This window comes from Pseudomonas sp. NPDC086566 (assembly GCF_050280885.1).
GTDB lineage: Bacteria > Pseudomonadota > Gammaproteobacteria > Pseudomonadales > Pseudomonadaceae > Aquipseudomonas > Aquipseudomonas vlassakiae.
In genome coordinates, this window is sequence record NZ_JBNNWD010000012.1 from 59,722 (window position 1) to 82,659 (window position 22,938).

Below are 22,938 nucleotides of genomic sequence, written 5' to 3' on the forward strand. Positions count from 1 at the left end.
GTGAGTCTTGCGTGCATGACTCACCGCGGAACGTCCGCCGGACCGGACAACACGGAAAACCCGGGGTCAATGGTCACAGGTGGTGCGGCGCCAGCAATGGCGCAGCGCCGAAGCGCAGTACCTAACGAAGACGGTAAAAAGCATGAATCTTCACGAGTATCAGGGTAAGCAGCTGTTCGCTGAGTACGGCCTGCCAGTTTCCAAGGGTTTCGCAGTCGACACCCCTGAAGCTGCAGCAGAAGCCTGCGACAAGATCGGCGGGAACGAGTGGGTAGTCAAAGCCCAGGTTCACGCAGGTGGTCGCGGCAAGGCGGGCGGCGTCAAGCTGGTTCGCAGCAAGGAAGACGCCAAGGCGTTCGCTGCACAGTGGTTGGGCAAGAATCTGGTTACCTACCAGACTGATGCCAACGGTCAACCCGTCTCCAAGATTCTGGTCGAATCCTGCACTGACATCGCCAAAGAGCTGTACCTGGGCGCTGTAGTGGATCGTTCGAGCCGCCGTATCGTGTTCATGGCTTCCACCGAAGGTGGCGTGGACATCGAGAAAGTCGCGCACGACACGCCTGAGAAGATCCTCAAGGCTACCATCGACCCACTGGTTGGCGCTCAGCCATTCCAGGGTCGTGAGCTGGCGTTCCAGCTGGGTCTGGAAGGCAAGCAAGTTCAACAGTTCGCCAAGATCTTCGTAGGTCTGGCCAAGCTGTTCAAGGATCACGATCTGGCCCTGCTGGAAGTGAACCCGCTGGTGATCAAGGCCGATGGCGATCTGCACTGCCTCGATGCCAAGATCAACATCGACGCCAACGCCATGTACCGTCAGCCTAAGCTGAAGACTTTCCACGACCCGTCGCAGGACGACGCCCGTGAAGCCCACGCTGCCAAGTTCGAACTGAACTACGTTGCCCTCGAAGGCAACATCGGCTGCATGGTCAACGGTGCCGGCCTGGCCATGGGTACCATGGACATCGTCAACCTGCACGGCGGCAAGCCAGCCAACTTCCTCGACGTGGGCGGCGGCGCTACCAAAGAGCGCGTTACCGAAGCGTTCAAGATCATTCTGTCCGACACTAACGTCGCGGCCGTTCTGGTCAACATCTTCGGCGGCATCGTTCGCTGCGACATGATTGCCGAAGGCATCATCGGTGCAGTGAAAGAAGTCGGCGTTAAAGTTCCGGTTGTCGTTCGCCTTGAAGGCAACAACGCCGAACTGGGCGCTAAAGTACTGGCAGAAAGCGGTTTGAACATCATTGCGGCCACCAGCCTGACCGACGCTGCTCAACAAGTTGTCAAAGCTGCGGAGGGCAAGTAATGAGCGTCCTGATCAATAAAGATACCAAAGTCATCTGCCAGGGCTTCACCGGCTCGCAGGGTACTTTCCACTCCGAACAGGCCATCGCCTACGGCACCAAGATGGTCGGCGGCGTTACGCCAGGCAAGGGTGGCACCACTCACCTGGGCTTGCCAGTGTTCAACACCGTCAAGGAAGCCGTGGAAGCTACCGGCGCTGACGCTTCGGTCATCTACGTTCCGGCTCCTTTCTGCAAGGACTCGATCCTGGAAGCAGCTTTCGGCGGCATCAAGCTGATCGTCTGCATCACCGAAGGCATTCCTACCCTGGACATGCTGGATGCCAAGGTCAAGTGCGACGAGCTGGGCGTGACCCTGATCGGCCCTAACTGCCCAGGCGTGATCACGCCGGGCGAGTGCAAGATCGGCATCATGCCAGGCCACATCCACCTGCCAGGCAAGGTCGGCATCGTTTCGCGTTCCGGCACCCTGACCTACGAAGCGGTCAAGCAGACCACCGACGCCGGCTTCGGCCAGTCGACCTGCGTGGGTATCGGTGGCGACCCGATCCCGGGCTCCAACTTCATCGACATCCTGAAGCTCTTCCAGGAAGACCCGAAGACCGAAGCGATCGTCATGATCGGTGAAATCGGCGGTTCGGCTGAGGAAGAAGCAGCGGCCTACATCAAGGCCAACGTCACCAAGCCAGTCGTTTCCTACATCGCCGGTGTTACTGCACCTGCGGGCAAGCGCATGGGCCACGCTGGCGCCATCATTTCCGGCGGCAAAGGCACTGCGGACGAGAAGTTCGCCGCGCTGCAGGACGCTGGTGTAAAGACCGTGCGTTCCCTGGCTGACATCGGCAAGGCCCTGGCCGAGCTGACTGGCTGGGAAGCCAAAAAGTAATACTTGCTACACCCCCCACGCGCACAGAGGCCACCTTCGGGTGGCCTTTGTCGTTATTGGGTTTAGTGGTTTCCTGTGCCGGGCCGATCCTGCCAACATGGATTTTCGATGGGTTTGATAGGAATTTTCGCGCAGACGATTGTTTCAATAAGAGGATAATTCCTACTGTTATCGGTCACACAGACGACAAACATGTACGCACATCGGACAAGCAGCACTGTGCCAGTGCGTTTGCCGGGTAAAACGGTTAATCTACGCGTTCACTCTGTGCCCGTACCCCAAAAGGGAACGACACGCTAAACGGGTCTGGCCTACCAAGCCGGGCAGCATTTCCCCTCATCCAACGGGAAATCCCCTCTCGAATCCCGATTTCAGCAGTGTGGTACTACCTTAAATGAAAGTTCTCAAAGGCCAGGACATCCTGGCGCTTGGCTTTATGACGTTTGCGCTTTTCGTAGGCGCCGGCAACATCATCTTCCCGCCTATCGTCGGTCTGCAGTCTGGCCCGCACGTGTGGATGGCGGCCCTGGGCTTCCTGGTTACCGCCGTGGGCCTGCCGGTCATCACCGTGGTCGCCCTGGCCAAGGTCGGTGGCGGCATGGATGCCCTGAGCAGCCCGATCGGCAAGTTCTTCGGTGGCCTGCTGGCGGCCGTATGCTACCTGTCGGTCGGCCCGCTGTTCGCGACGCCGCGTACCGCGACCGTGTCGTTCGAAGTGGGTGTGGCGCCGCTGACCGGTGAAAGCCCGACAGCGCTGTTCATCTACAGCCTGGTGTACTTCGCCGTGGTACTGGCCGTTTCCATGTACCCGGGCAAGCTGCTCGACACCGTCGGCCGCTTTCTTGCGCCGCTGAAGATCATCGCGCTGGCGGTGCTGGGCATCGCTGCCTTCGCGCTGCCAGCCGGGACCATCGGCGAAGCTCAGCCGGCCTATGCTGCCTCCGCGTTCTCCAAGGGCTTCTCCGATGGCTACCTGACCATGGACACCCTCGGTGCCCTGGTATTCGGTATCGTCATCGTCAACGCCATCCGCTCGCGCGGTGTCGAGTCGCCGAAGCTGATCACTCGCTACGCCATCATCGCCGGCCTGATCGCCGGTGTTGGCCTGGCCCTGGTGTACATCAGCCTGTTCCGCCTGGGTGCCGGCAGCCATGAGATCGCCGCCGGAGCCACTAACGGTGCCGCTGTTCTGCACGCCTACGTGCAGCACACCTTCGGCTCGCTGGGCAGTGGCTTCCTTGCAGTGCTGATCGCGTTGGCGTGCCTGGTGACTGCGGTCGGCCTGACCTGTGCCTGTGCCGAATACTTCAGCCAGGTCCTGCCGCTGTCGTACCGTGCTCTGGTGGTGATCCTGGCAGGCTTCTCGTTGCTGATCTCCAACCTGGGCCTGACCAAGTTGATCATGTTCTCGATCCCGGTACTGACCGCCATCTATCCGCCATGCATCGTGGTGGTGGGGCTGAGCTTCGTGAAAGAGCTGTGGCATTCGCCGACCCGTATCCTGGCCCCGGTTATGCTGGTGTCGCTGGTGTTCGGTATCGTCGACGCGATCAAGGGCAGCGAGATTGCCCATGTGCTGCCAGACGTTCTGGCACACTTGCCACTGAGCGACCAAGGCCTGGCCTGGCTGGTACCTTCGGTGGTAACGCTGGTTGGCGCGGTGGCCTGCGACCGCATGCTCGGCAAGCCGCGCGAAGCGTTGGCCTGATGGCATAGGTTGAAGCCTGAGGGCAGCACCGGTCACGAGCCGCAGGGTGCTGGCCAAGGGTGGAGACTCGAGAGCCCCGTATCCCTATGGATGCGGGGCTTTTTCGTTTCAGGTTGTGCCTTTTGCCGCTTGTGGGCGTCGAAACCCGGTCACTATTCTTTGTGCACCTGGCCCTCGGGAACCCTGCATGAACTTCATCCAAAGCAATCTACACAACCTCCTGGCCGTCTGCTGGTTCGCCTTGTGCTGGGGCGGCTACACTCGCTATGCCATCTGGAAAGGCCGAGACACTGCGTGCCTGGCCAGCGTGCTGCATCTGTACCGCGAAGACTGGATGCGCCGCATGCTGCTGCGCGACAACCGCATCGCGGACGCCAGCGTGATCGGCAACCTGGAGCGCAACGCCTCGTTTTTCGCCTCCAGCACCCTGATCATCCTTGCCGGTATTCTCACCGTGCTAGGTGCTTCGGATCGCGCCCTGTCGCTGCTTGCAGACCTGCCGCTGGTGCAGCAGGCGTCCCAGGGCATGTCGGAAATCAAGCTGCTGTGCCTGGCGATGGTCTTCGTCTATGCCTTCTTCACCTTCAGCTGGTGCATGCGCCAGTACAACTTTGCCGCGGTATTGGTGGGGTCCGCGCCAATGATTGGTGAGCGCCAGGTCAACGAACAGGAGCGCAAGGCGTTTGCCTTGCGTGCGGCGCGGGTGCTTTCGCTGGCAGCCAACCAGTTCAACTTTGGCCTGCGCTCTTATTACTTCGGCATGGCCATGCTCACCTGGTTTATCAGCCCGTGGCTGTTCATGATCGTGAGTGTCGGAGTAGTGCTGATTCTGTATCGCCGTGAGTTCCATTCCGACGTATTGGACGTGATGGTGTTCACACCCACTGAAAGTGTCCCCACTGAAGTGCTCAGGGAAAGTTCCACTACCAGAACTGAAACGATTAACCCTTGAAAACAGGTACAAAAAAACCCGACATTGTCGGGTTTTTTTGTACCTGTCGTTTACTGCTTGGCAGGTTCGGCAGGCGTGGTGGCCGGTGCCGGAGTAGTCGGGGCGGCCTCTTCGGCGGCCTTCTGCTCGGCTTCGGCCTGATCTTTGGCGGCTTCGGCGTTTTCCTTGGCAGCGTCGTTCATCTTATCCTGAGCATCACCCATCTTTTCCTGGGCTTGTTCACGGTGTTCTTGTGCGTCCTGGGCTTTGTCTTCACTCGCTTTATCGCAAGCAGCCAGGCCCATGGCAGCAGCCAGCATCAGAGCAAAAGCAAAAGGTTTACGCATGGGGGTGTTTCCTCTTGGTGAATAACTGAGTTGTTCCTTCGAGTTCGGCGGTGAGGAATAAGTTCCACGTTTTTTACAGATATATAACGCCGTGTTCTATATGGACTTTTTACTGTTTTTGTGCCCCAGCGGCAATGATCCCGGGAACTGCATATGAACGAATCAGGCTTGCAGGCCATGGCCGAGCGCTTTCTTTCTGCATTGAAGCATTGCCAGTTGTTACAGATGCGTGTGGCCCATGCCGACCGCGACGGCATGACCTTGCTGTTGCCTTGGTCGGCGTCGATTGTCGGCAACCCGCAGACCGGGGCGGTGCATGGTGGCGCCCTGACCACGCTGATGGACACTACCTGCGGCATGGCCACCCTGTGCGTGCTACCGCGCTTCGAGGTATGCCCGACCCTTGACTTGCGCATCGACTACATGCACCCGGCCGAAGCGGGTAAGCCCATTTATGGACATGCCCAATGCTACCGGGTCACCCGTGATGTGATCTTCACCCGCGGCAGCGCCTACCAGGACGACCCGGACCAGCCGATTTGCCAAGTGGTCGGCACCTTCATGCGCCTGGGCCAGGAGATCAAAGGCGGCATCGGTTTCGGCAACAGCCTGAAGGAGGGCAGGGCATGATTCCTCAAGGCATTCGTCAGCAGTTGAATGCGGCCCACGCTGCCGGTGATTACCGCCCGTTACTGGCCTTGATCCCTTACGCAGGCCTGATTGGCATCGAGTGCGAGCGCGAGGGCGAAGACCTGCTGTTTCGCCTGCCGGCCAGCCAGGACAATATCGGCAACCCTTTGCTGCCGGCGATCCATGGCGGCGTCATCGCCGGGTTCATGGAGTTGTCCGCAGCCCTCTACCTGCTGATCTACAGCGAAAGTGCGAGCATTCCGAAGATCATCGATTTTTCCATCGACTACCTGCGCGCCGGTCACTTGCGCGACACCTACGCCCAGTGCCAGCTCTGGCGTCAGGGGCGGCGGGTCACCAACGTCGCCATCACGGCCTGGCAGGCTGACCGCCAGTCACCGATCGCCACTGCCCGCGCGCACTTCAAGATCGAACCGGAAAAGCCCTTGAAATCGTCTGGGCAGCCCCCATCTGCATGACATCCGCCATTAACGCTGGCCATGCCGGCCGCGGGGCGCCACTGCCATCAGATCGGAGTTTTGAAGACCATGAGTGTGGAGACTCAAAAAGAAACGCTGGGCTTCCAGACCGAGGTAAAGCAGCTGCTGCACCTCATGATCCATTCGCTGTACTCGAACAAGGAGATCTTCCTGCGTGAGCTGATCTCCAACGCCTCCGACGCCGCCGACAAGCTGCGCTTCGAGGCCCTGGCCAAGCCGGAGCTGCTCGAGAACGATGCCGACCTGAAGATCCGCCTGAGCTTCGACAAGGACGCCGGTACCGTGACCCTCGAGGACAACGGCATTGGTATGAGCCGCGAGGATGTCATCGCCCACCTGGGCACCATCGCCAAGTCGGGCACCGCCGACTTCATGAAGAACCTGACCGGTGACCAGAAGAAGGACTCGCACCTGATCGGTCAGTTCGGTGTCGGCTTCTACTCGGCCTTCATCGTTGCCGACAAGGTCGACGTCTACAGCCGCCGCGCAGGCTTGCCAGCCGCCGAAGGCGTGCACTGGTCGTCGAAGGGCGAAGGTGAATTCGAAGTCGCCACCATCGACAAGCCGCAGCGCGGCACCCGTATCGTCCTGCACCTGAAGAAGGGCGAGCTGGAGTTCGCCGATGGTTGGCGCCTGCGCAATGTGGTCAAGAAATACTCCGACCATATCGCCCTGCCGATCGAACTGCCCAAGGAGCAGGCTCAAGCCGCCGAAGGCGAAGAACAGCCAGCGCAGGAATGGGAAACCGTCAACCGCGCCAGCGCCCTGTGGACCCGTTCGCGCTCCGAGGTGAAGGACGAGGAATACCAGGAGTTCTACAAGCACATCGGCCATGACTTCGAGAACCCGTTGGCCTGGAGCCACAACAAGGTCGAAGGCAAGCTTGAGTACAACTCGCTGCTGTACGTGCCGGCCCGCGCGCCGTTCGACCTGTACCAGCGCGAAGCGCCACGTGGCCTGAAGCTGTACGTTCAGCGCGTGTTCATCATGGACCAGGCCGAGTCGTTCCTGCCGCTGTACCTGCGCTTCATCAAGGGTGTGGTGGATTCCAACGACCTGTCGCTGAACGTGTCCCGCGAGATCCTGCAGAAAGACCCGATCATCGACTCGATGAAGACCGCGCTGACCAAGCGCGTGCTGGACATGCTGGAGAAGCTGGCGAAGAACGAGCCCGAGCAGTACAAGAGCTTCTGGAAGAACTTTGGCCAGGTGCTGAAGGAAGGCCCGGCTGAAGATTTCGCCAACAAGGAAAAAATCGCCGGCCTGCTGCGTTTCGCCTCCACCCAGGACGACAGCGGCGAGCAGAGCGTTGCCCTGGCCGATTACCTGGCGCGCGCCAAGGAAGGTCAGGACAAGATCTACTACCTCACCGGCGAATCCTATGCGCAGGTCAAGAACAGCCCGCACCTGGAGGTCTTCCGTAAGAAGGGCATCGAAGTCCTGCTGCTGACCGACCGTATCGACGAGTGGTTGATGAGCTACCTCAACGAGTTCGATGGCAAGGCCTTCGTCGACGTCGCCCGTGGCGATCTCGACCTCGGCAAGCTGGACTCGGAAGAGGACAAGAAGGCCCAGGAAGAAGTGGCCAAAGACAAGGAGGGCCTGGTCGAGCGCCTGAAGGGTGCCTTGGGTGACAGCGTTGCTGAAGTGCGCGTTTCGCACCGCCTGACCGACTCGCCGGCTATCCTTGCCATTGGCGAACAGGACCTGGGCCTGCAAATGCGCCAGATTCTCGAAGCCAGCGGCCAGAAGGTGCCGGAATCGAAACCGATCTTCGAATTCAACCCGACTCATCCGCTGATCGAGAAGCTGGACAACGAGCAGAGCGAAGACCGCTTTGCCGAACTGTCGCACATCCTCTTCGATCAGGCCGCGCTGGCAGCCGGTGACAGCCTGAAGGACCCGGCGGCTTACGTTCGTCGCCTGAACAAGCTACTGGTCGAGCTGTCTGCTTGAGTTGATGCACAGGAAAGCCCGCTTCGGCGGGCTTTTTTTATAGTGAGTGCCTAAGGAGTGCCTGATGAGCAAGGTAATCGTCGAATCGCTGGTCTATCACCTGTCCGGCAAGACTTATGAAAGCCGCCTGGTCTACGAACCAGGAGCACTGGGCCGCCCGGGCCTGGTAATGGCGCCGAACTGGATGGGTATTGGCGAAGGCGCCGAGCGTATCGCCAAGGAAGTGGCCGAGAAGGGTTATGTGGTGCTGATTGCCGACCTGTACGGGCAGTCGGTGCGTCCGTCCAGTGCCGATGAGGCCGGGGCGGCGATGATGCCGCTGAAGAACGACCGTGGCGAGCTGCGCAAGCGCATGAAGGAGGCCCTGGATCAGTTGCTGGGGCAGTCCAAGGCACTGCTGGAGCCGGGCAAGGTGGCCACGTTCGGCTTCTGCTTCGGTGGCTGCTGTGCCTTGGAACTGGCCCGTACCGGTGCCGACCTGAAGGCTGCCGTGTCGTTCCACGGCACGCTGGACACCCCGAACCCTGAGGACGCCAAGCGCATCAAGGGCTCGGTGTTGGTACTGCATGGCGCTTCCGACCCGCTGGTGCCCAAGGAGCAACTGCCGGCGTTCGAAGACGAAATGAACGCCGCCAAGGTGGATTGGCAGTTGCTGAGCTACGGTGGAGCGGTGCATTCGTTCACCGACCCGAGCGCCAATGTGCCGGGCAAGATGCAGTACGACCGTCGCACCTCGGAGCGGGCGTTCCGCGCGATGCATAACCTGCTCACCGAAGTATTCCAGCGCTGATGTTGTGCGGGGCTGCTTTGCAGCCCATTCGCGGGTAAACCCGCTCCCACAGTTGCGGCGCTGCCGTGAAAGCAACGCGATCCTTGTGGGAGCGGGCTTGCCCGCGAATGGGCCGCAACGCGGCCCCTGTTCAGCGAGGCAACTCGATTCTCAAGGTTTCCCCCGGCACCGTCGGCCAATCCCCGGCAGCCCACTTGGCCCTGGCCCGCTCGATCAGCTCCACATCACTGGCCACGAAATTCCAGTTCATCCGCCGCGGCCCATCCAGCGGCTCGCCGCCAATCAGAACCAGCTGGCATTCTTCCTCGGCATACAGCGTTACCTCTTCGCCCTCCGGCAGCACGATCAGGCTGCAGGCCTCAACCTCTTCGCCATCCATGAACAACTCGCCATCGAGCAGATACAACGCCCGCTGCAGATGTTCGTCAGGTACCACCAACGTGGTAGCCGGTTGCATCAGCACATGCGCATAGAGGGTAGGGGAGAGTACTGGCACCGGTGACTCTAGGCAGAACCCGCTGCCGGCAATCATGCAGATGCGTACGCCCAGGCTGTCGCTGACCGGCAGGCTTGCCGCCGGATGGTGGCTGTAGCTCGGCTCGCACTGCTCAAGCGCCTGTGGCGAGGCGAGCCACACTTGCAGCCCGTGCAAGCGTGAGCCATGGGCCAAGGCGTCCGCAGGCGTGCGCTCGACATGCGCCACCCCTTTGCCTGCGGTCATCCAGCTCACGTCTCCAGGCAGCACGCGCTGCTCCGAGCCCAGGCTGTCCTTGTGCAGGATCGCGCCTTCGAACAGGTAGGTGAGGGTGGAGAGGCCAATATGCGGGTGCTGGCGGATATCCATGCCATGGCCCGGCGCATAGTCGGTCTCGAGCATATGGTCGAAGAATACAAAGGGGCCGACACTGCGGCACTGTGCCGAAGGCAGCGGGCGCAGGATCGGCTGGCCCTCGACCGATTCGGCGCGTGGGCGGATGATCAGGGGGCTGCTCATGGCGGGCTCCAGGCGAGGTGGAAAGGCCACCAGCATAGCGGTTTGCCGAGCAATGCTGAACCGTTGCGCTGGCTGCCCGGTCTACCCTGCTGATGCCCGGAAAAGGAGGTTGCCCATGATTGCCAGAGCGCTGGCCTGCATGCTGTTGTCAGGCTGGCTATGCCAGGCGGCCCAGGCCCGTGACTATCGCTACAGCGATGCCCATCTGCACTACGTGGACTTCTTCCAGGAAACCGAGGGCATGCCGGCGCTGCTCAAGGCCATGGATGAGGCCGGTGTCGAGCATTCGATGATTTCCGGCATTCCGGTGGCCAAGAAATGGCACGAAGATGAGCCAAAGCGCCCACGCTATTACGCGGGCGACGACGCCGATGCCTATTGGTACAGCGCGACCGATACCTACGTAGCTGCCGCGTTGGAAAAACTACCTGTCGAACAGCGAAAGCGTTTCCATCCGTTTCTGACCGGTTTCAACCCGGTGGACAAGAATGCCGTCAGCCATATCGAGCGCATGCTCGAGCTGAATCCGGGGTTGTGGCAGGGGATCGGTGAGGTGTTCACCCGGCATGACGACCTGACCGCGCTGACCAGTGGCGATACGCCGCGAGCCAATAACGAAGCTATGGCCCGTATCTACCACCTGGCGGCCGAACGCGATATGCCGGTGTTGCTGCATTCGAACATCACTTCCAAGCGCGAGCGCAATCCGCTGTACCTTGCTGAGATCGAAGAACCCTTACGCAATCATCCGCATACCCGATTCATCTGGGCCCACGCGGGGAGCAGCGCGGAGATCCATCGGCACCAGACCCAGATGGACTTTCTGCTGCCCGTGTTGACGCGCTTGCTGGCGGACTATGCGAATTTGTATGTGGATTTGTCGTGGAGTGTGCTGGAGCCCTATCTGCTGGACGAGCAGGGCGTACCGCGCCAGGAATGGTTGGCGCTGGTCGAGCGCTATCCGGACCGGTTCATGCTGGGTTCGGATGTGGTGGGGCGGTTTGGCAGCCTTGGCGAACAGATGCATGGCTTCAGGCCGTTTCTGGATGCGCTGTCCGAAGAAGTGGCCAACAAGGTGGCTCGGGATAACTTCCTGGCAGTGTTGCCCAAGCCATAGTTTTTCGCCTGTACTGGCCTCTTCGCGGGTAAACGCAGGCAGCACAAATGAAAACGCCCCGAACCAGTCGGGGCGTTTTCGTTTACCTCAGCAGCGTCTTACTTGCCTTCCCAGCGCTTGAGCACCAGGGTGGCGTTGGTGCCGCCGAAGCCGAAGCTGTTGCTCATCACGGTGGTGAGCTTGGCGTCTTCGGTTTTGCGCACGATCGGCAAATCCGCAACTTCAGGGTCCAGCTCGTCGATGTTGGCAGAGCCGGCGATGAAGTTGTTTTCCATCATCAGCAGGCAGTAGATCGCCTCGTGTACGCCCGCGGCACCCAGCGAGTGGCCCGACAGGCTCTTGGTCGAGCTGATCTTCGGCGCCTTGTCGCCGAACACTTCACGAACGCCCTTCATTTCCGCGACGTCACCGACCGGGGTCGAGGTGCCGTGGGTGTTCAGGTAGTCGATCGGGGTGTCAACGGTGGACAGCGCCTGCTGCATGCAGCGGATGGCGCCTTCGCCGCTTGGTGCGACCATGTCGTAGCCGTCGGAAGTGGCACCGTAGCCGACGATTTCGGCGTAGATCTTGGCGCCACGGGCCAGGGCGTGCTCCAGCTCCTCGACCACCACCATGCCGCCGCCGCCAGCAATGACGAAGCCGTCACGGTCGGCGTCGTAGGCGCGCGAAGCCAGTTCCGGGGTTTCGTTGCGCTTGGTCGACAGGGCGCCCATGGCATCGAACAGGAACGACTGGCTCCAGTGCTCTTCTTCACCGCCGCCGGCGAAGACGATGTCCTGCTTGCCCCACTGGATCTGCTCCAGGGCGGTGCCGATGCAGTGTGCGGAAGTGGCGCAGGCCGAGGAGATCGAGTAGTTGATACCCTTGATCTTGAACGGGGTGGCCAGGCACGCCGAAACGGTGCTGCCCATGGTGCGGGTGACGCGGTACGGGCCGACGCGCTTGACGCCTTTTTCGCGCAGGGTATCCAGCGCTTCCATCTGGTTCAGGGTCGAGGCGCCGCCTGAGCCTGCTACCAGGCCGGTACGCGGGTTGGAAATCTGCTCTTCGGTCAGGCCGGCGTCCTTGATCGCGTCCTGCATCGCCAGGTAGGCGTAGGCAGCGGCGTGGCCGACGAAGCGGTAAACCTTGCGGTCGATCAGTTCTTCGAGGTTGAGGTCGATGGACCCGGAAACCTGGCTACGCAGCCCCATTTCCTTGTATTCCGGGTTGTAACGGATACCCGGACGGCTGTTGCGCAGGTTTTCGGTGACGGTAGCTTTGTCATTGCCCAGGCACGATACGATGCCCAGACCAGTGATAACGACGCGGCGCATGCGAATAACCCTTAGAAATTGTCAGTGGAGGTGAACACGCCGACCCGCAGGGCCTCGGCGGTGTAGATCTCGCGGCCATCGACGCTGACCGAACCATCGGCGATGGCCATGTTCAGCTTGCCCTTCAGGACGCGCTTGATGTGGATGTTGTAGGTGACTTTCTTGGCGGCAGGCAGCACCTGGCCGAAGAACTTCACTTCGCCCGAACCCAGCGCGCGGCCACGGCCCGGCAGGCCCTGCCAGCCGAGGAAGAAGCCGACCAGCTGCCACATGGCGTCGAGGCCCAGGCAGCCCGGCATCACCGGGTCGCCTTCGAAGTGACAGGCGAAGAACCACAGGTCCGGGGTGATATCCAGCTCGGCGACCAATTCACCTTTGCCGTACTTGCCGCCTTCTTCGCTGATGTGGGTGATGCGATCGACCATCAGCATGTTCGGCGCGGGCAGTTGCGCATTACCTGGGCCGAACAGCTCACCGCGACTGCAGCGCAGCAGGTCTTCCCGAGTAAAGGCGTGTTGTTTGGTCATGCGAGCTCCTCAATAACCCCCTGTGGCAGGGGATGAATCTTCCCGGCCGACCCTTCTGCTTCTGGGACGGCAGCCTACAGGTAGACTATTGCGTTGTGGTGAAAGTCACAGCGCACCTGGTGAAAGAAGTACAGGTGTGCACTGAAACGCTATTTTCAGGTCCGAAGGAGGTCCTGTCCAGTACTTAAGACTGCCGCACTTTAGCATTTATCGCCAGTCGCATCGCCAGTTGCAGCTGTCCGTCCAGGCAACCAGCGCTGCAGTACCCGCTGCAACTCGGTGCGGCGGAAGGGTTTGCTCAGGTAATCATTCATGCCGGCGGCCATGCAGCGCTCGCGGTCACCCTGCAGGGCATTGGCGGTCAAGGCGATGATCGGTAACTGCGCGCAAGCCGGCAACTGGCGGATACGCCGGGTCGCTTCGTAGCCATCCAGCTGCGGCAGGCGGCAATCCATCAGCACGGCGGCGAACGGCTGCTGGCTGACCTGCTCAACCGCCTGAAGCCCGTCGTGGGCCACGCTGACCTCCATCCCCAGGCTGCGCAGCATGGCTTCGATGACGCTCTGATTGACCGGATTGTCTTCCACCAGCAGGATGCGCTTGCCGACCTGAAGTGGCTCGCTGGCCCCCGAACTGCCGGGCAGCGTTGCCGGCACGGTGCTGGCCAGCGGCAGCGGCATTTCCAGGGTAAAGGTCGAGCCCAGCCCCTCGCGGCTTTCACCGCGCAGCTTGCCGCCCATGCGTTCGGCCAGGGTGCGGGCAATCGACAGGCCCAGACCGGTGCCGCCATAGCGCCGTGAAATCGAACTGTCGGCCTGCTGGAAGGCAACGAACATCATTTCCAGGCGTTCGCTGTCGATGCCGATGCCGGTGTCCCGTACGCTGCAGGTGAACCACAGTGATCGCCGGTCCAGCAACTGCCAGCGTGCTTCGACCTGGACCTGGCCGCGCTCGGTGAACTTCAAGGCGTTGCCGATCAGGTTGAGAAGGATCTGGCGGATGCGCGTCGGGTCGCCGATCACCTGTGGCTGTGCACCGTCGGCCGGCAGTTGCAGGCGCAGTTCCAGGCCGCGCTGCTGTGCGCTGTGCTGGAACGACTGCACGCTGCTGGTGATCAGCTCACCCAGGTTGAAGTCGATGTGCTCCAGTTCCAGCGTAGTGCGTTCGATCCGCGAGAAATCGAGGATGTCATTGATGACCTTCAGCAGGTGCCCGGTGGACTCGCTGGCCACGGCGGTGTAATCGGCCTGCTCGCTGGTCAGCTGGGTGGTCTCCAACAGTTGCAGCATACCCAGCACGCCGTTCATCGGGGTGCGCAGTTCATGGCTCATCATCGCCAGGAACTCCGACTTGGCGCCGTTGGCCTGCTCGGCTTCCTCGCGGGCCTGGATCAGCTGGGCGATGGCCCGTTTCTGCTCGGCGCTGGCCTGCTCCAGGGCAGTGGCGAGGTTGTTGATATGGCGCGCCAGGTGACCGAGTTCGCTGTCGTCGACGACCGGCAACGGAGCGTTGTACTCACCCTGCTGGATGGCCTTTACCGCATGGCCCATATCGCTGATCGGCTTGGCCAGGCTCATGGCCAGGCGGCGTGCCAGGAGAAAGGTGAACAGCAGGGCGAACAGCGCGAGAATGCCGGCCTTGATCACGATTTCCTGTTGGCGCTGGCTGAAAGCGTCGTCCGACATGCCAACGATCACCCGCCCCAGGTAGTCGTCACCGATGGCCGGTGTCGGCGCCTTGCCCTGTTGCAGGAAGTCGCTGTCCAGGCGGATCTGCTGCAGGCGGATCGGCGCCTGGAACACTTCCACCTGCTGCGCCCGGTTGTTGCTCTCGTCCTGCTGCTCGACGTACACCAGGATGTGGTTACGGCTGTCCTGCACCTCGAGGAAGCGCACGTGTGGGATGCTCAGGGTGGCGCGCATCAGGCCTTCGAGGACTTCATTGTTACCGGAGATGACGCCGTATTCGGATGCCGGGGCCAGCTGGTTGGCAATCAGCTGCCCGGTGTGGTTCAACTCCTGGCGCAGATCCTGGATCCGCACGAAGGTGAAAAAGCTGATCAACAGCAGGGTCAGCAACAGTGCCGGGCCGAGGCTGATGATCTGGGTGCGGGTGTGGATGTCCCAGCTCAGGCGTTTGCTCACGGGGTGGGTTCTCCTTCGGCCAGGGCCTTGGCAGTGGCGTTCGGATCGATCGGTTCAAGGCCCAGGGCACGCGCCACCTGCTGGTTGCCGCTGACCCCATAGCGTGCCGGATACAGGCTGCGTGGCCAACGTGCTGGCGGCTGGTCGAGCAACTGGTCGAGCACGGCCAGCCAGTCGTCCTGGTCGCTGTAGGTACTGGCCAGGGCGCCAGCGCGGACGAAGCCGGCGTTCGGGCCGATCAGTGCCATCTGTCGGCCGTAGCTGCTGAGCAACAGGTTTTTCGCGGTCTTGGAGTTGTACAGGTCGGGGTCATCGAGGCCCAACAGCACGTCACTGTTGGCCAGCAGATGTTGCAAGGGCCGGCTGTCGCGTTGGTCCGGCCAGTCCTGGGCGACGATCTCAAGGCCCAGCGGGCGCGCCGCCTGGCGTAGCTCGTCAAGCAGGAAGTGGCTGTGTTCACCGTACAGTACGCCGATGCGCTGGGCCTGTGGCAACAGGTAGCGGGCCAGGCGCAGTTGCCGCGCCAGCGGCGGGTCGCTCCAGAGCAAGGTCAGGTAAGCAGGGCGCGACTTTCCCAGGCGTTGTTCGGCCTGTACCCGGCTGATACGCATGGCCAGCGCAGGCGGCCCGCTGTTTTCACTCAGGCGCCAGTCCAGCGCGCTGTTGTCGAGCAGCACCAGGCGCACGTCAGCCTTGAGCTGAGCGGGGCGGGGTAAGGCGGCGGTGCTCTGGAATCGCACCTGGTCGTGGTCGCGGCGGCCTTGCAAGGCTTCGACGAAGCTGCGCACGCCGGGCTGTTCCTCGCCGCCGACCAGCAGGATCTCGCTGGCAGACAGCGTACCCAGTGGCCACAGGCAGAACAGCAGCAGGCGCAGCAGCCGGGCCATCAGAACTCCAGCTCCGCGCTGACACTCAGGCGGTGGCGGCTGTCATAACGGTTCTGTTCCACCGTGGTGGGCTGGTCGTCAAGGCGTTGCTGCCACAGTGCGGCCAGCTCCAGGGTGCTGCCCTGGATGTGGAAGCGCTTGGCCACGCGCAGGTCGATGCGTTCGTAGCGATACTGGTTGAGGGCGTCGTCGCCATAATAGAACAGCGCGCTGGACCAACCCTCGCCCCAGTCGCGCATCCACCCGGCCGAGCCACTGTTGCGTGCGCTGAGGCGGCGGTCGGCGGGGTTGCTGGCCCAGGCATCGACATAGGCATAGGTCAGGCGCAGGCGGTCACGCGGTGCCAGGCGCCAGTCGAATTGCGCCTCGCTGCCGCTGAAGCGGGCCTTGTTGGCATTGCTGGCGATGTACTGGTTGTTCTTCAGGGGTTCGCTGATCATTCCGGTGATCTCGTCGTAGAACAGCTTCACATCCATGCTCAGGTCGAAGTCGCTGAAGTAGCCGTTATAGCCGAGCTCGCGCGAGCGCATGCGTTCCTGTTCGAGGTCTCCCGGGCCGCGGGTCTTGACGAAATATTCGGCGTCGCGCTGGCCGAAGGCGGCGGGGCTGAGGTTCTTGACCGTGTAGCTCCAGTTGACGTTGTTCTCGAACATGTCCGGCGAACGCACGGCTTCGGAGTACACCGCACGCAGGCCGTGGCGCGGGGTGATCAGGTAGTTGACCGCCATGCGCGGCGTCAGCGAGCTGCCGGACAGTTGCGAGTTCTCGAACATCGCGCCGCCCTGGAGAATCCAGTGCTCGTCGGCGCGCCATTCCAGCTGGCCGAACAGGCGCCAGGTCTGGTCGTCGATGCTGCCGTTGAAGTAGGTCTGCGAATCGGCACGATCATAGCGGTAGTTCATGCCGCTCAGCAGGCGCAGGCTGTCGGTCAGGCTGAGCGTGTCCTGGACTTCCAGGTCGTACCGGGTCTCACGGGTGCTCTGGTCGACATCGCCGCAGACCACATTCTTGCCGCCCTGGTTGTTCCACTGGTCCTTGATCGCATCGACCAGCGCCTGTTCTTCGGGGTTGCTACTGCTTGGGGGGTTGTTCGCACCGCGGGCGACCTTTTCCGCGAAGTCAGGGTTCATCTGCCACAAGCGGGTCAGCTCGGGGCTGAACGACAGCGCCGCGTCGCAGGCGCGCCAGACCTGCTGGCGGTCGAATTGTTGGGCCGAGCCCTGCACATACAGGCTGTGCTCAGGGTTGAAGTCGATGTTCCAGCGTACCGAGCCGGCATAGTCCTTGGCGTTGACGTCGGCGTTGTCACCGGTCTGGGTGACGTAGGGGAAAACCGGCTGATAGGTGTACGGCCGCTGGTTGCTGCCTTCCTTGGCTGCCAGTTGCCATTCCAGGGTCTGGTCTGGCGCAAGAACGTGGCTGACACTGAGGTTGAAGCGGTTCAGGCGGCGGCTGTCGCGGTAGTCCTGGCCGAACTGGTTCTCGTCGAAGCCATCGTCCTGCTGGCCGGACACCGACAGGCGCATGTCGCCGCCGTCCCAGCCAAAGCCATGGCTGAGGTAGTAGTCGTTGATGCCATCCTGGCCGCGGGTCAGTTTCATCCGCGTGCCGTGGCTGTCGGCCGGGTTGCGGGTGAGGATGTTGACCACTGCCATCAATGCGTTGGCGCCGTAGCTGACGGTGTTGGGGCCGCGGAACACCTCGATGCGCTCGATGTCTTCGATGGCGACCGGGATGTCGCTCCAGTCCACCGTGGCCAGGCCTGCGCGGTACACCGAGCGGCCGTCGATCAGTACCTGCATGCGTCGCGCATCGTTGACGTTGCTGCCGTGGTAATTGACGGTCGGCTGGTTGCCGGCGCCGTAGCCGATCATCATGCCCGGTACCAGGCGCAGCAGTTCGGGGATGTCACGGGCACCGCTGGCGCGGATCAGCTCGTTGTCGAGCACGGTCATGCTGCCCGGTACCGCCGCCGGGGATTGTTTCAGGCGCGTGGCGGTCAGAACCTGCGGCAGGTCCGGGTTGTCGATGAACAGGTCATCGGCCACAGCCGAACCGCCGAGCAGGGCGGTCAGCAGCAGCAGGCGAGGGTAAGCGGGCGGGCCAGGGAACACAGGACTGCCTTGTCTCAGGATTGAAACAGGCATGGTAACTGACCGGGCGGGTTTTGCCAGTGGGCTGCGGGGGATTTACCGGCCTCTTCGCGGGTGAAGCCGCTCCCACAGGTTTTTCACCGCCCTTGAGTTTACTGCAGGCCCTGTGGGAGCGGGTTCACCCGCGAAGAGGCCGGCACTGACACTGGTTCTGTCGCAGGCGCGCCGTATAATGAGCGGGTCGCCACTTAACTTAATGGCTTTAACGGATTGATTATGACTGAACAGCAACCTGTTGCAGTTCTGGGAGGCGGCAGCTTCGGCACCGCCGTGGCGAACCTGTTGGCCGAAAATGGCGTGCCGGTGCGCCAATGGATGCGCGACCCCGAGCAGGCCGAGGCGATGCGGGTCAACCGCGAGAACCCGCGCTACCTCAAAGGTATCCGCCTGCAGGACGGTGTCGAACCGGTCAACGACCTGCTGGCCACCCTGCAAGCCAGCGACCTGATCTTCGTCGCGCTGCCTTCGAGTGCCCTGCGCAGTGTACTGGCGCCCCATGCCGAGCTGCTGCGCGGCAAATACCTGGTCAGCCTGACCAAGGGCATCGAGGCGCAGAGCTTCAAGCTGATGAGCCAGATCCTCGAAGAAATCGCCCCCGAGGCCCGCATCGGCGTGCTCTCAGGCCCCAACCTGGCCCGCGAGATCGCCGAACACGCGCTGACCGCCACCGTGGTCGCCAGTGAAGACGAACAATTGTGCCAGCGGGTGCAGGCCGTGCTGCATGGGCGCACCTTCCGGGTATACGCCAGCAGTGATCGCTTCGGCGTCGAGCTGGGCGGCGCGCTGAAGAATGTCTACGCGATCATCGCTGGCATGGCCGTGGCCTTGGGGATGGGCGAAAACACCAAGAGCATGCTCATCACCCGCGCCCTGGCCGAGATGACCCGCTTCGCCGTGAGCCAGGGCGCCAACCCCATGACCTTCCTTGGCCTGGCCGGGGTCGGCGACCTGATCGTCACCTGCTCCTCGCCCAAGAGCCGCAACTACCAGGTCGGTCACGCCCTTGGCCAGGGCCTGAGCCTGGAGCAGGCCGTCAGCCGCCTGGGCGAGGTGGCCGAAGGGGTCAACACGCTCAAGGTGCTCAAGGCCAAGGCCCAGGAAGTGCAGGTCTACATGCCGCTGGTGGCTGGCCTGCACGCCATCCTCTTCGAAGGGCGCACGCTGAATCAGGTGATCGAGCACCTGATGCGCGCCGAACCAAAGACCGACGTCGATTTCATTTCCATCAGTGGTTTCAATTAAGCGAAGGAGCAGCACATGAACGATACACCCGAGCGCGCCCAGCGCGAGTCGATCATCCTGCGGGTGCTGTGGATGCTGGTGTTCCTGGTGGTGTGGCAACTGGCCGAGTTGCTGCTCGGCGGCCTGGTACTGGTGCAGCTGATCTACCGCCTGGTCTATGGCGCACCGAGCGCCAGCCTGATGAATTTCGGCGACAGCCTCAGCCAGTACCTGGCGCAGATCGGCCGTTTCGGGGCCTTCCACACTGACCAGAAGCCTTGGCCGTTCGCCGATTGGCCTGCTGCGCGTGCCCCGGAAGGCGAGGCGCCCCACGTCGTGGCCCCGGCGCCGCACCCGGTGCGTGACGAGGAGCCCAAGCTGTGAAGCTGTGGGTGCTGCGCCACGGTGAGGCCGAGCCACGCGCCAATACCGATGCCGAGCGGCGCCTGACCGGCCATGGCCGCGAGCAGGTGCTGCACAGTGCAGCCCGGCTGCTTGGCCAGCCGTTGCAGGCGATCATTGCCAGCCCGTATGTCAGGGCACAACAGACGGCGGCCCTGGTGCATGACACCCTGGGCTTCGCTGAACCCGTGCGCACCGTGCCGTGGCTGACGCCTGACAGCGAGGTGCGGCAGGTGATAGGCGAGCTCGAGCGCCTGGGCCTGGACCATGTGTTGCTGGTCAGCCACCAGCCATTGGTAGGTTCGCTGGTCGGCATGCTCGAGCATGGCCACCTGCAGCAGCCGGCGCCCATGAGCACTGCCAGCCTGGCGGAGCTGGAGGGCGACTGGCCGATGGCAGGGCTGATGACGTTGCGTGCTCTTGATTCGCCTGAGTGAGCGAAACAACGGGCTTTTGCCAGTTGCCAGCCACGGCATGACCTGATTGCCCTTGGTGATGACATTTACAGACATTGCCGAGTGCAGGTGCGATGCCGACAATGGGCCATCATCCCCCTCCGGACCAGGCGCCATGTCGCAGCAGATCTTCTTCGCCCATGCCAATGGTTTTCCCTCCGCCACCTACGGCAAGCTGTTCGCCGCCCTGGCGCCGGATTATCAGGTCAGTCACCTGGCCCAGCATGCCCATGACCCGCGATTTCCGGTCAATGACAACTGGCAGAACCTGGTCGACGAACTGCTGCACCACCTGGCGCAGCAGGCGGCGCCGGTGTGGGGTGTGGGCCATTCGCTGGGCGGCGTGCTGCACCTGCATGCCGCCTTGCGCCGGCCCGAGTTGTACCGCGGCGTGGTGATGCTCGACTCGCCGGTATTGACCCGTGCCGACCAATGGCTGCTGCGCACCGCCAAGCGCTTCGGCTTCATCGACCGCATCACCCCCGCTGGCCGTACGCTTGGGCGGCGTGAAGCCTTCGCCGACCGTGACAGCGCCCGTGACTACTTCGCCAGCAAATCGCTGTTCCGCCACTTCGACCCGGATTGCCTGGAGGCCTACCTCGAGCATGGCCTGCAGCCGGCCGAGCAGGGCTTGCGCCTGCGCTTCGACCCAGCCACCGAGATCAGCATCTACCGCAGCATCCCGCACGCCAGCCCGGCGCCCGCGCGCCAGTTGCAGGTACCCTTGGCGATGGTGCGTGGCGAGCGCAGCAATGTCATCCGCCGACACCATGCACTGGCGGTACGCGGCATGGCTCGGGGCGAATACCACAGTGTGCCGGGCGGGCACATGTTCCCGCTGGAGCGGCCGACCGACACGGCCAGCCTGATCAAGGGCCTGTTCGACCGCTGGAGCCAGGCATGAGCGCGCAGGTCGAGGAAGTCCGCCTGAGCCTGGGCCATATCGAGCTGGCTGCCCACCTGTTCGGCCCGGCCGATGGCCTGCCGGTGATCGCCCTGCACGGCTGGCTGGACAACGCCAACAGCTTCTCCCGCCTGGCCCCGCAGCTGAAGGGGTTGCGCATCGTTGCCCTCGACCTGGCCGGGCACGGTTATTCCGGGCACCGCCCGTTGGGCGCGGGTTACGCCTTGGCCGATTACGCCCACGATGTGCTGCGGGTTGCCGAACAGCTCGGCTGGCAACGGTTTGCCCTGCTCGGGCATTCGTTGGGCGCGATCATTTCGGTGCAGCTGGCCGGTGCCTTGCCTGAGCGCGTCAGCCACTTGGCCTTGATCGACGGGGTCATTCCCCCGACCGGCGCCGAGCAGGATGCTGCCGAGCGCCTGGGCATGGCCCTGCAGGCCCAGCTGCGCCTGGATGGCAAGCGCAAGTCGGTTTACCCGACCCTGGAGGAGGGCGTGCAGGCGCGCATGAAGGGCATGGTTGCGGTCAGCCGCGAAGCTGCCGAACGGCTGGCCCAGCGCGGCCTGATGCCGGTGCCCGGCGGTTACAGCTGGCGCAGCGACAGCCGCCTGACCCTGCCATCGCCCGCGCGCCTGAGCCAGGCCCAGGCCATGGCCTACGTGCGGCGGGTAAGCTGCCCGGCAAGCCTGGTGGTGGCGGCCGACGGCATGCTGGTGCGCCACAGCGAACTGCTGGAGCAGCTACCCTTTGAGCAGACGGTGCTGCCCGGCGGGCATCACCTGCACCTGAACGACGAACAGGGCGCGGCCCTTGTCGCAGACTGTTTCAATCGCTTCTTTGGCTTTGCTTGACTTGCACCGGACAAGTGTCGAGGCTTGGCGGGTTGAACAGGGAGACAACCATGCAACTGCCAGACATCCTGGAGCTTCAACCCGGCGCGCTGCGCCCCCTGGTTCGCCGATGAGCGCGCCCGTTTCCATCCGCACCGCCGTTGCCGCCTGCCTTGCGCTGGCCAGCCCCTTGCTGTGGGCCGGCAGCCTGCCCGTACCCGTTGACGCCAAGGTGGTCGATCAGCGCCCGGCCGTGGAGCAGGAGCGCGTCTACCCCATGGGCCCGCTGCGCAAGATCAGTGGCCGCCTGCGCGTCGAAGACAAGATCGAAAGCCGTGGCCAGGTCAGCTCGGTCACCTATGAGCTGCCGGTCGAGCGCAGTGCCCGCGAAGCCTTCACCAGCGCCCGTGAAGCGCTGCAGCGCGATGGCGGTTATCCGTTGTTCTGGTGCCAGGGCCGCGATTGCGGCGAAGGCAGCCTGTGGGCCAACGACGTGTTCGCCAATGCCCGGTTGAACGGCGGCGACGAACAGCAGGCGTTCATCCTCCTGCGCCGCTCGGCCGAAGAGGCCGACACCCTGGTCGCGCTGTACAGCGTCACCCGCGGCAACCGCCGTGCCTACCTGCATGTGGAAGAATTCGTCGCCAGCAGCCCGCTGGGCGATATATTGCCCACAGCCGCCACGGTGCTGCGTGAAATGCGCGACACCGGCAAGCTTGACTACCCCGACCTGGCCGCGCCACAGGCAAGTTGGGTGACCTTGCTGGCGCGCAGCCTGAACCTCGACAGCACCTTGCGTGCAAGCCTCAGCGGCGCCCAGGCCGAGGCATGGCGCGAGCAACTGGTCAAGGCTGGCGTGCGTGATGGCCGGCTCGAACTCGGCAACGCAGCCACCGACGGCCTGCACCTGGAACTGATCCGTTGAGTGAGCGC

Annotated in this window: 22 protein-coding genes; 15 read left to right on the top strand and 7 right to left on the bottom strand. The window is 62.7% G+C overall.

Annotation, left to right across the window (positions count from 1 at the left end):
• The first annotated feature begins 142 nt into the window (after nucleotides 1-142).
• The 4 genes from sucC to ACQKPS_RS24285 all read left to right on the top strand — a co-directional run bounded on the left by sucC (nucleotide 143) and on the right by ACQKPS_RS24285 (nucleotide 4,853).
• Complete coding sequence (sucC, locus tag ACQKPS_RS24270) at nucleotides 143-1,309, top strand: ADP-forming succinate--CoA ligase subunit beta (RefSeq protein WP_054884054.1); 1,167 nt, start codon at nucleotides 143-145, stop codon at nucleotides 1,307-1,309.
• Entirely contained in the window at nucleotides 1,309-2,193 is an 885-nt protein-coding gene (gene sucD, locus ACQKPS_RS24275; protein WP_016393102.1) for a succinate--CoA ligase subunit alpha, read from the top strand. Before sucC ends, sucD begins: the two co-directional genes overlap by 1 nt.
• A gap of 394 nt (nucleotides 2,194-2,587) precedes the next feature.
• Nucleotides 2,588-3,901: a branched-chain amino acid transport system II carrier protein gene (brnQ, locus tag ACQKPS_RS24280; RefSeq protein ID WP_283725178.1), complete on the top strand. Its 1,314-nt coding sequence runs from the start codon at nucleotides 2,588-2,590 to the stop codon at nucleotides 3,899-3,901.
• 187 nt (nucleotides 3,902-4,088) lie between these two features.
• The gene (locus tag ACQKPS_RS24285; protein WP_254484585.1) at nucleotides 4,089-4,853 is read left to right on the top strand and encodes a DUF599 domain-containing protein; all 765 of its coding nucleotides are present in this window, start codon (nucleotides 4,089-4,091) and stop codon (nucleotides 4,851-4,853) included.
• A 50-nt stretch (nucleotides 4,854-4,903) separates the two neighbouring features.
• Here the strand turns inward: ACQKPS_RS24285 and ACQKPS_RS24290 are convergent, their stop codons facing one another.
• On the bottom strand, nucleotides 4,904-5,179 hold the full coding sequence (locus ACQKPS_RS24290; RefSeq protein ID WP_254484587.1) for a hypothetical protein: 276 nt from the start codon (nucleotides 5,177-5,179) through the stop codon (nucleotides 4,904-4,906).
• 153 nt (nucleotides 5,180-5,332) lie between these two features.
• Between ACQKPS_RS24290 and ACQKPS_RS24295 the strand changes: the two genes are divergently transcribed.
• The 4 genes from ACQKPS_RS24295 to ACQKPS_RS24310 all read left to right on the top strand — a co-directional run bounded on the left by ACQKPS_RS24295 (nucleotide 5,333) and on the right by ACQKPS_RS24310 (nucleotide 9,055).
• Nucleotides 5,333-5,809 (top strand): PaaI family thioesterase, encoded by a 477-nt coding sequence (locus tag ACQKPS_RS24295; RefSeq protein ID WP_254484589.1) that lies wholly within the window; start codon nucleotides 5,333-5,335, stop codon nucleotides 5,807-5,809.
• Complete coding sequence (locus ACQKPS_RS24300) at nucleotides 5,806-6,288, top strand: PaaI family thioesterase (protein WP_283725180.1); 483 nt, start codon at nucleotides 5,806-5,808, stop codon at nucleotides 6,286-6,288. The genes ACQKPS_RS24295 and ACQKPS_RS24300 overlap by 4 nt, the downstream gene beginning before the upstream one ends.
• A gap of 69 nt (nucleotides 6,289-6,357) precedes the next feature.
• Nucleotides 6,358-8,265, top strand: coding sequence for a molecular chaperone HtpG (gene htpG, locus ACQKPS_RS24305; RefSeq protein WP_283725181.1), 1,908 nt, complete (start codon nucleotides 6,358-6,360; stop codon nucleotides 8,263-8,265).
• A 64-nt stretch (nucleotides 8,266-8,329) separates the two neighbouring features.
• A complete protein-coding gene (locus ACQKPS_RS24310) occupies nucleotides 8,330-9,055 on the top strand; it encodes a dienelactone hydrolase family protein (protein WP_427605759.1) in 726 nt (241 codons plus the stop codon).
• A gap of 130 nt (nucleotides 9,056-9,185) precedes the next feature.
• On the opposite strand, the gene ACQKPS_RS24315 is transcribed toward ACQKPS_RS24310, so the two are convergent.
• Complete coding sequence (locus ACQKPS_RS24315) at nucleotides 9,186-10,049, bottom strand: pirin family protein (RefSeq protein ID WP_427605760.1); 864 nt, start codon at nucleotides 10,047-10,049, stop codon at nucleotides 9,186-9,188.
• Between the two features lie 115 nt (nucleotides 10,050-10,164).
• On the opposite strand from ACQKPS_RS24315, the gene ACQKPS_RS24320 reads away from it, so the two are divergent.
• Nucleotides 10,165-11,166 carry an amidohydrolase family protein gene (locus tag ACQKPS_RS24320; RefSeq protein ID WP_283725185.1) on the top strand — a complete coding sequence of 334 codons (1,002 nt, stop codon included), beginning with the start codon at nucleotides 10,165-10,167 and terminating at the stop codon, nucleotides 11,164-11,166.
• A 98-nt stretch (nucleotides 11,167-11,264) separates the two neighbouring features.
• On the opposite strand, the gene fabB is transcribed toward ACQKPS_RS24320, so the two are convergent.
• The 5 genes from fabB to ACQKPS_RS24345 form a co-directional block, all read right to left on the bottom strand.
• Nucleotides 11,265-12,482, bottom strand: coding sequence for a beta-ketoacyl-ACP synthase I (gene fabB, locus ACQKPS_RS24325; RefSeq protein ID WP_054884044.1), 1,218 nt, complete (start codon nucleotides 12,480-12,482; stop codon nucleotides 11,265-11,267).
• 11 nt (nucleotides 12,483-12,493) lie between these two features.
• Nucleotides 12,494-13,009: a 3-hydroxyacyl-[acyl-carrier-protein] dehydratase FabA gene (gene fabA, locus ACQKPS_RS24330; protein WP_176506492.1), complete on the bottom strand. Its 516-nt coding sequence runs from the start codon at nucleotides 13,007-13,009 to the stop codon at nucleotides 12,494-12,496.
• Nucleotides 13,010-13,209: 200 nt separating this feature from the next.
• Complete coding sequence (locus ACQKPS_RS24335) at nucleotides 13,210-15,153, bottom strand: response regulator (protein ID WP_254484601.1); 1,944 nt, start codon at nucleotides 15,151-15,153, stop codon at nucleotides 13,210-13,212.
• Nucleotides 15,150-16,040 (bottom strand): ABC transporter substrate-binding protein, encoded by an 891-nt coding sequence (locus tag ACQKPS_RS24340; RefSeq protein WP_254484603.1) that lies wholly within the window; start codon nucleotides 16,038-16,040, stop codon nucleotides 15,150-15,152. Before ACQKPS_RS24340 ends, ACQKPS_RS24335 begins: the two co-directional genes overlap by 4 nt.
• Complete coding sequence (locus tag ACQKPS_RS24345; protein WP_254484605.1) at nucleotides 16,040-18,187, bottom strand: TonB-dependent receptor plug domain-containing protein; 2,148 nt, start codon at nucleotides 18,185-18,187, stop codon at nucleotides 16,040-16,042. Before ACQKPS_RS24345 ends, ACQKPS_RS24340 begins: the two co-directional genes overlap by 1 nt.
• A gap of 222 nt (nucleotides 18,188-18,409) precedes the next feature.
• Between ACQKPS_RS24345 and ACQKPS_RS24350 the strand changes: the two genes are divergently transcribed.
• From ACQKPS_RS24350 to ACQKPS_RS24375, 6 genes are all read left to right on the top strand, one after another.
• Nucleotides 18,410-19,435 (top strand): NAD(P)H-dependent glycerol-3-phosphate dehydrogenase, encoded by a 1,026-nt coding sequence (locus ACQKPS_RS24350; protein ID WP_079228990.1) that lies wholly within the window; start codon nucleotides 18,410-18,412, stop codon nucleotides 19,433-19,435.
• Nucleotides 19,436-19,450: 15 nt separating this feature from the next.
• Complete coding sequence (locus tag ACQKPS_RS24355) at nucleotides 19,451-19,798, top strand: DUF4389 domain-containing protein (protein WP_254484607.1); 348 nt, start codon at nucleotides 19,451-19,453, stop codon at nucleotides 19,796-19,798.
• Nucleotides 19,795-20,253: a phosphohistidine phosphatase SixA gene (gene sixA, locus ACQKPS_RS24360; RefSeq protein ID WP_427605761.1), complete on the top strand. Its 459-nt coding sequence runs from the start codon at nucleotides 19,795-19,797 to the stop codon at nucleotides 20,251-20,253. Before ACQKPS_RS24355 ends, sixA begins: the two co-directional genes overlap by 4 nt.
• A gap of 133 nt (nucleotides 20,254-20,386) precedes the next feature.
• Entirely contained in the window at nucleotides 20,387-21,175 is a 789-nt protein-coding gene (locus ACQKPS_RS24365) for an alpha/beta fold hydrolase (protein ID WP_176506485.1), read from the top strand.
• Nucleotides 21,172-22,026, top strand: coding sequence for an alpha/beta hydrolase (locus ACQKPS_RS24370; RefSeq protein ID WP_254484613.1), 855 nt, complete (start codon nucleotides 21,172-21,174; stop codon nucleotides 22,024-22,026). Before ACQKPS_RS24365 ends, ACQKPS_RS24370 begins: the two co-directional genes overlap by 4 nt.
• Before the next feature lie 109 nt (nucleotides 22,027-22,135).
• The gene (locus ACQKPS_RS24375) at nucleotides 22,136-22,930 is read left to right on the top strand and encodes a DUF4892 domain-containing protein (RefSeq protein ID WP_283725581.1); all 795 of its coding nucleotides are present in this window, start codon (nucleotides 22,136-22,138) and stop codon (nucleotides 22,928-22,930) included.
• Nucleotides 22,931-22,938: the final 8 nt, after the last annotated feature.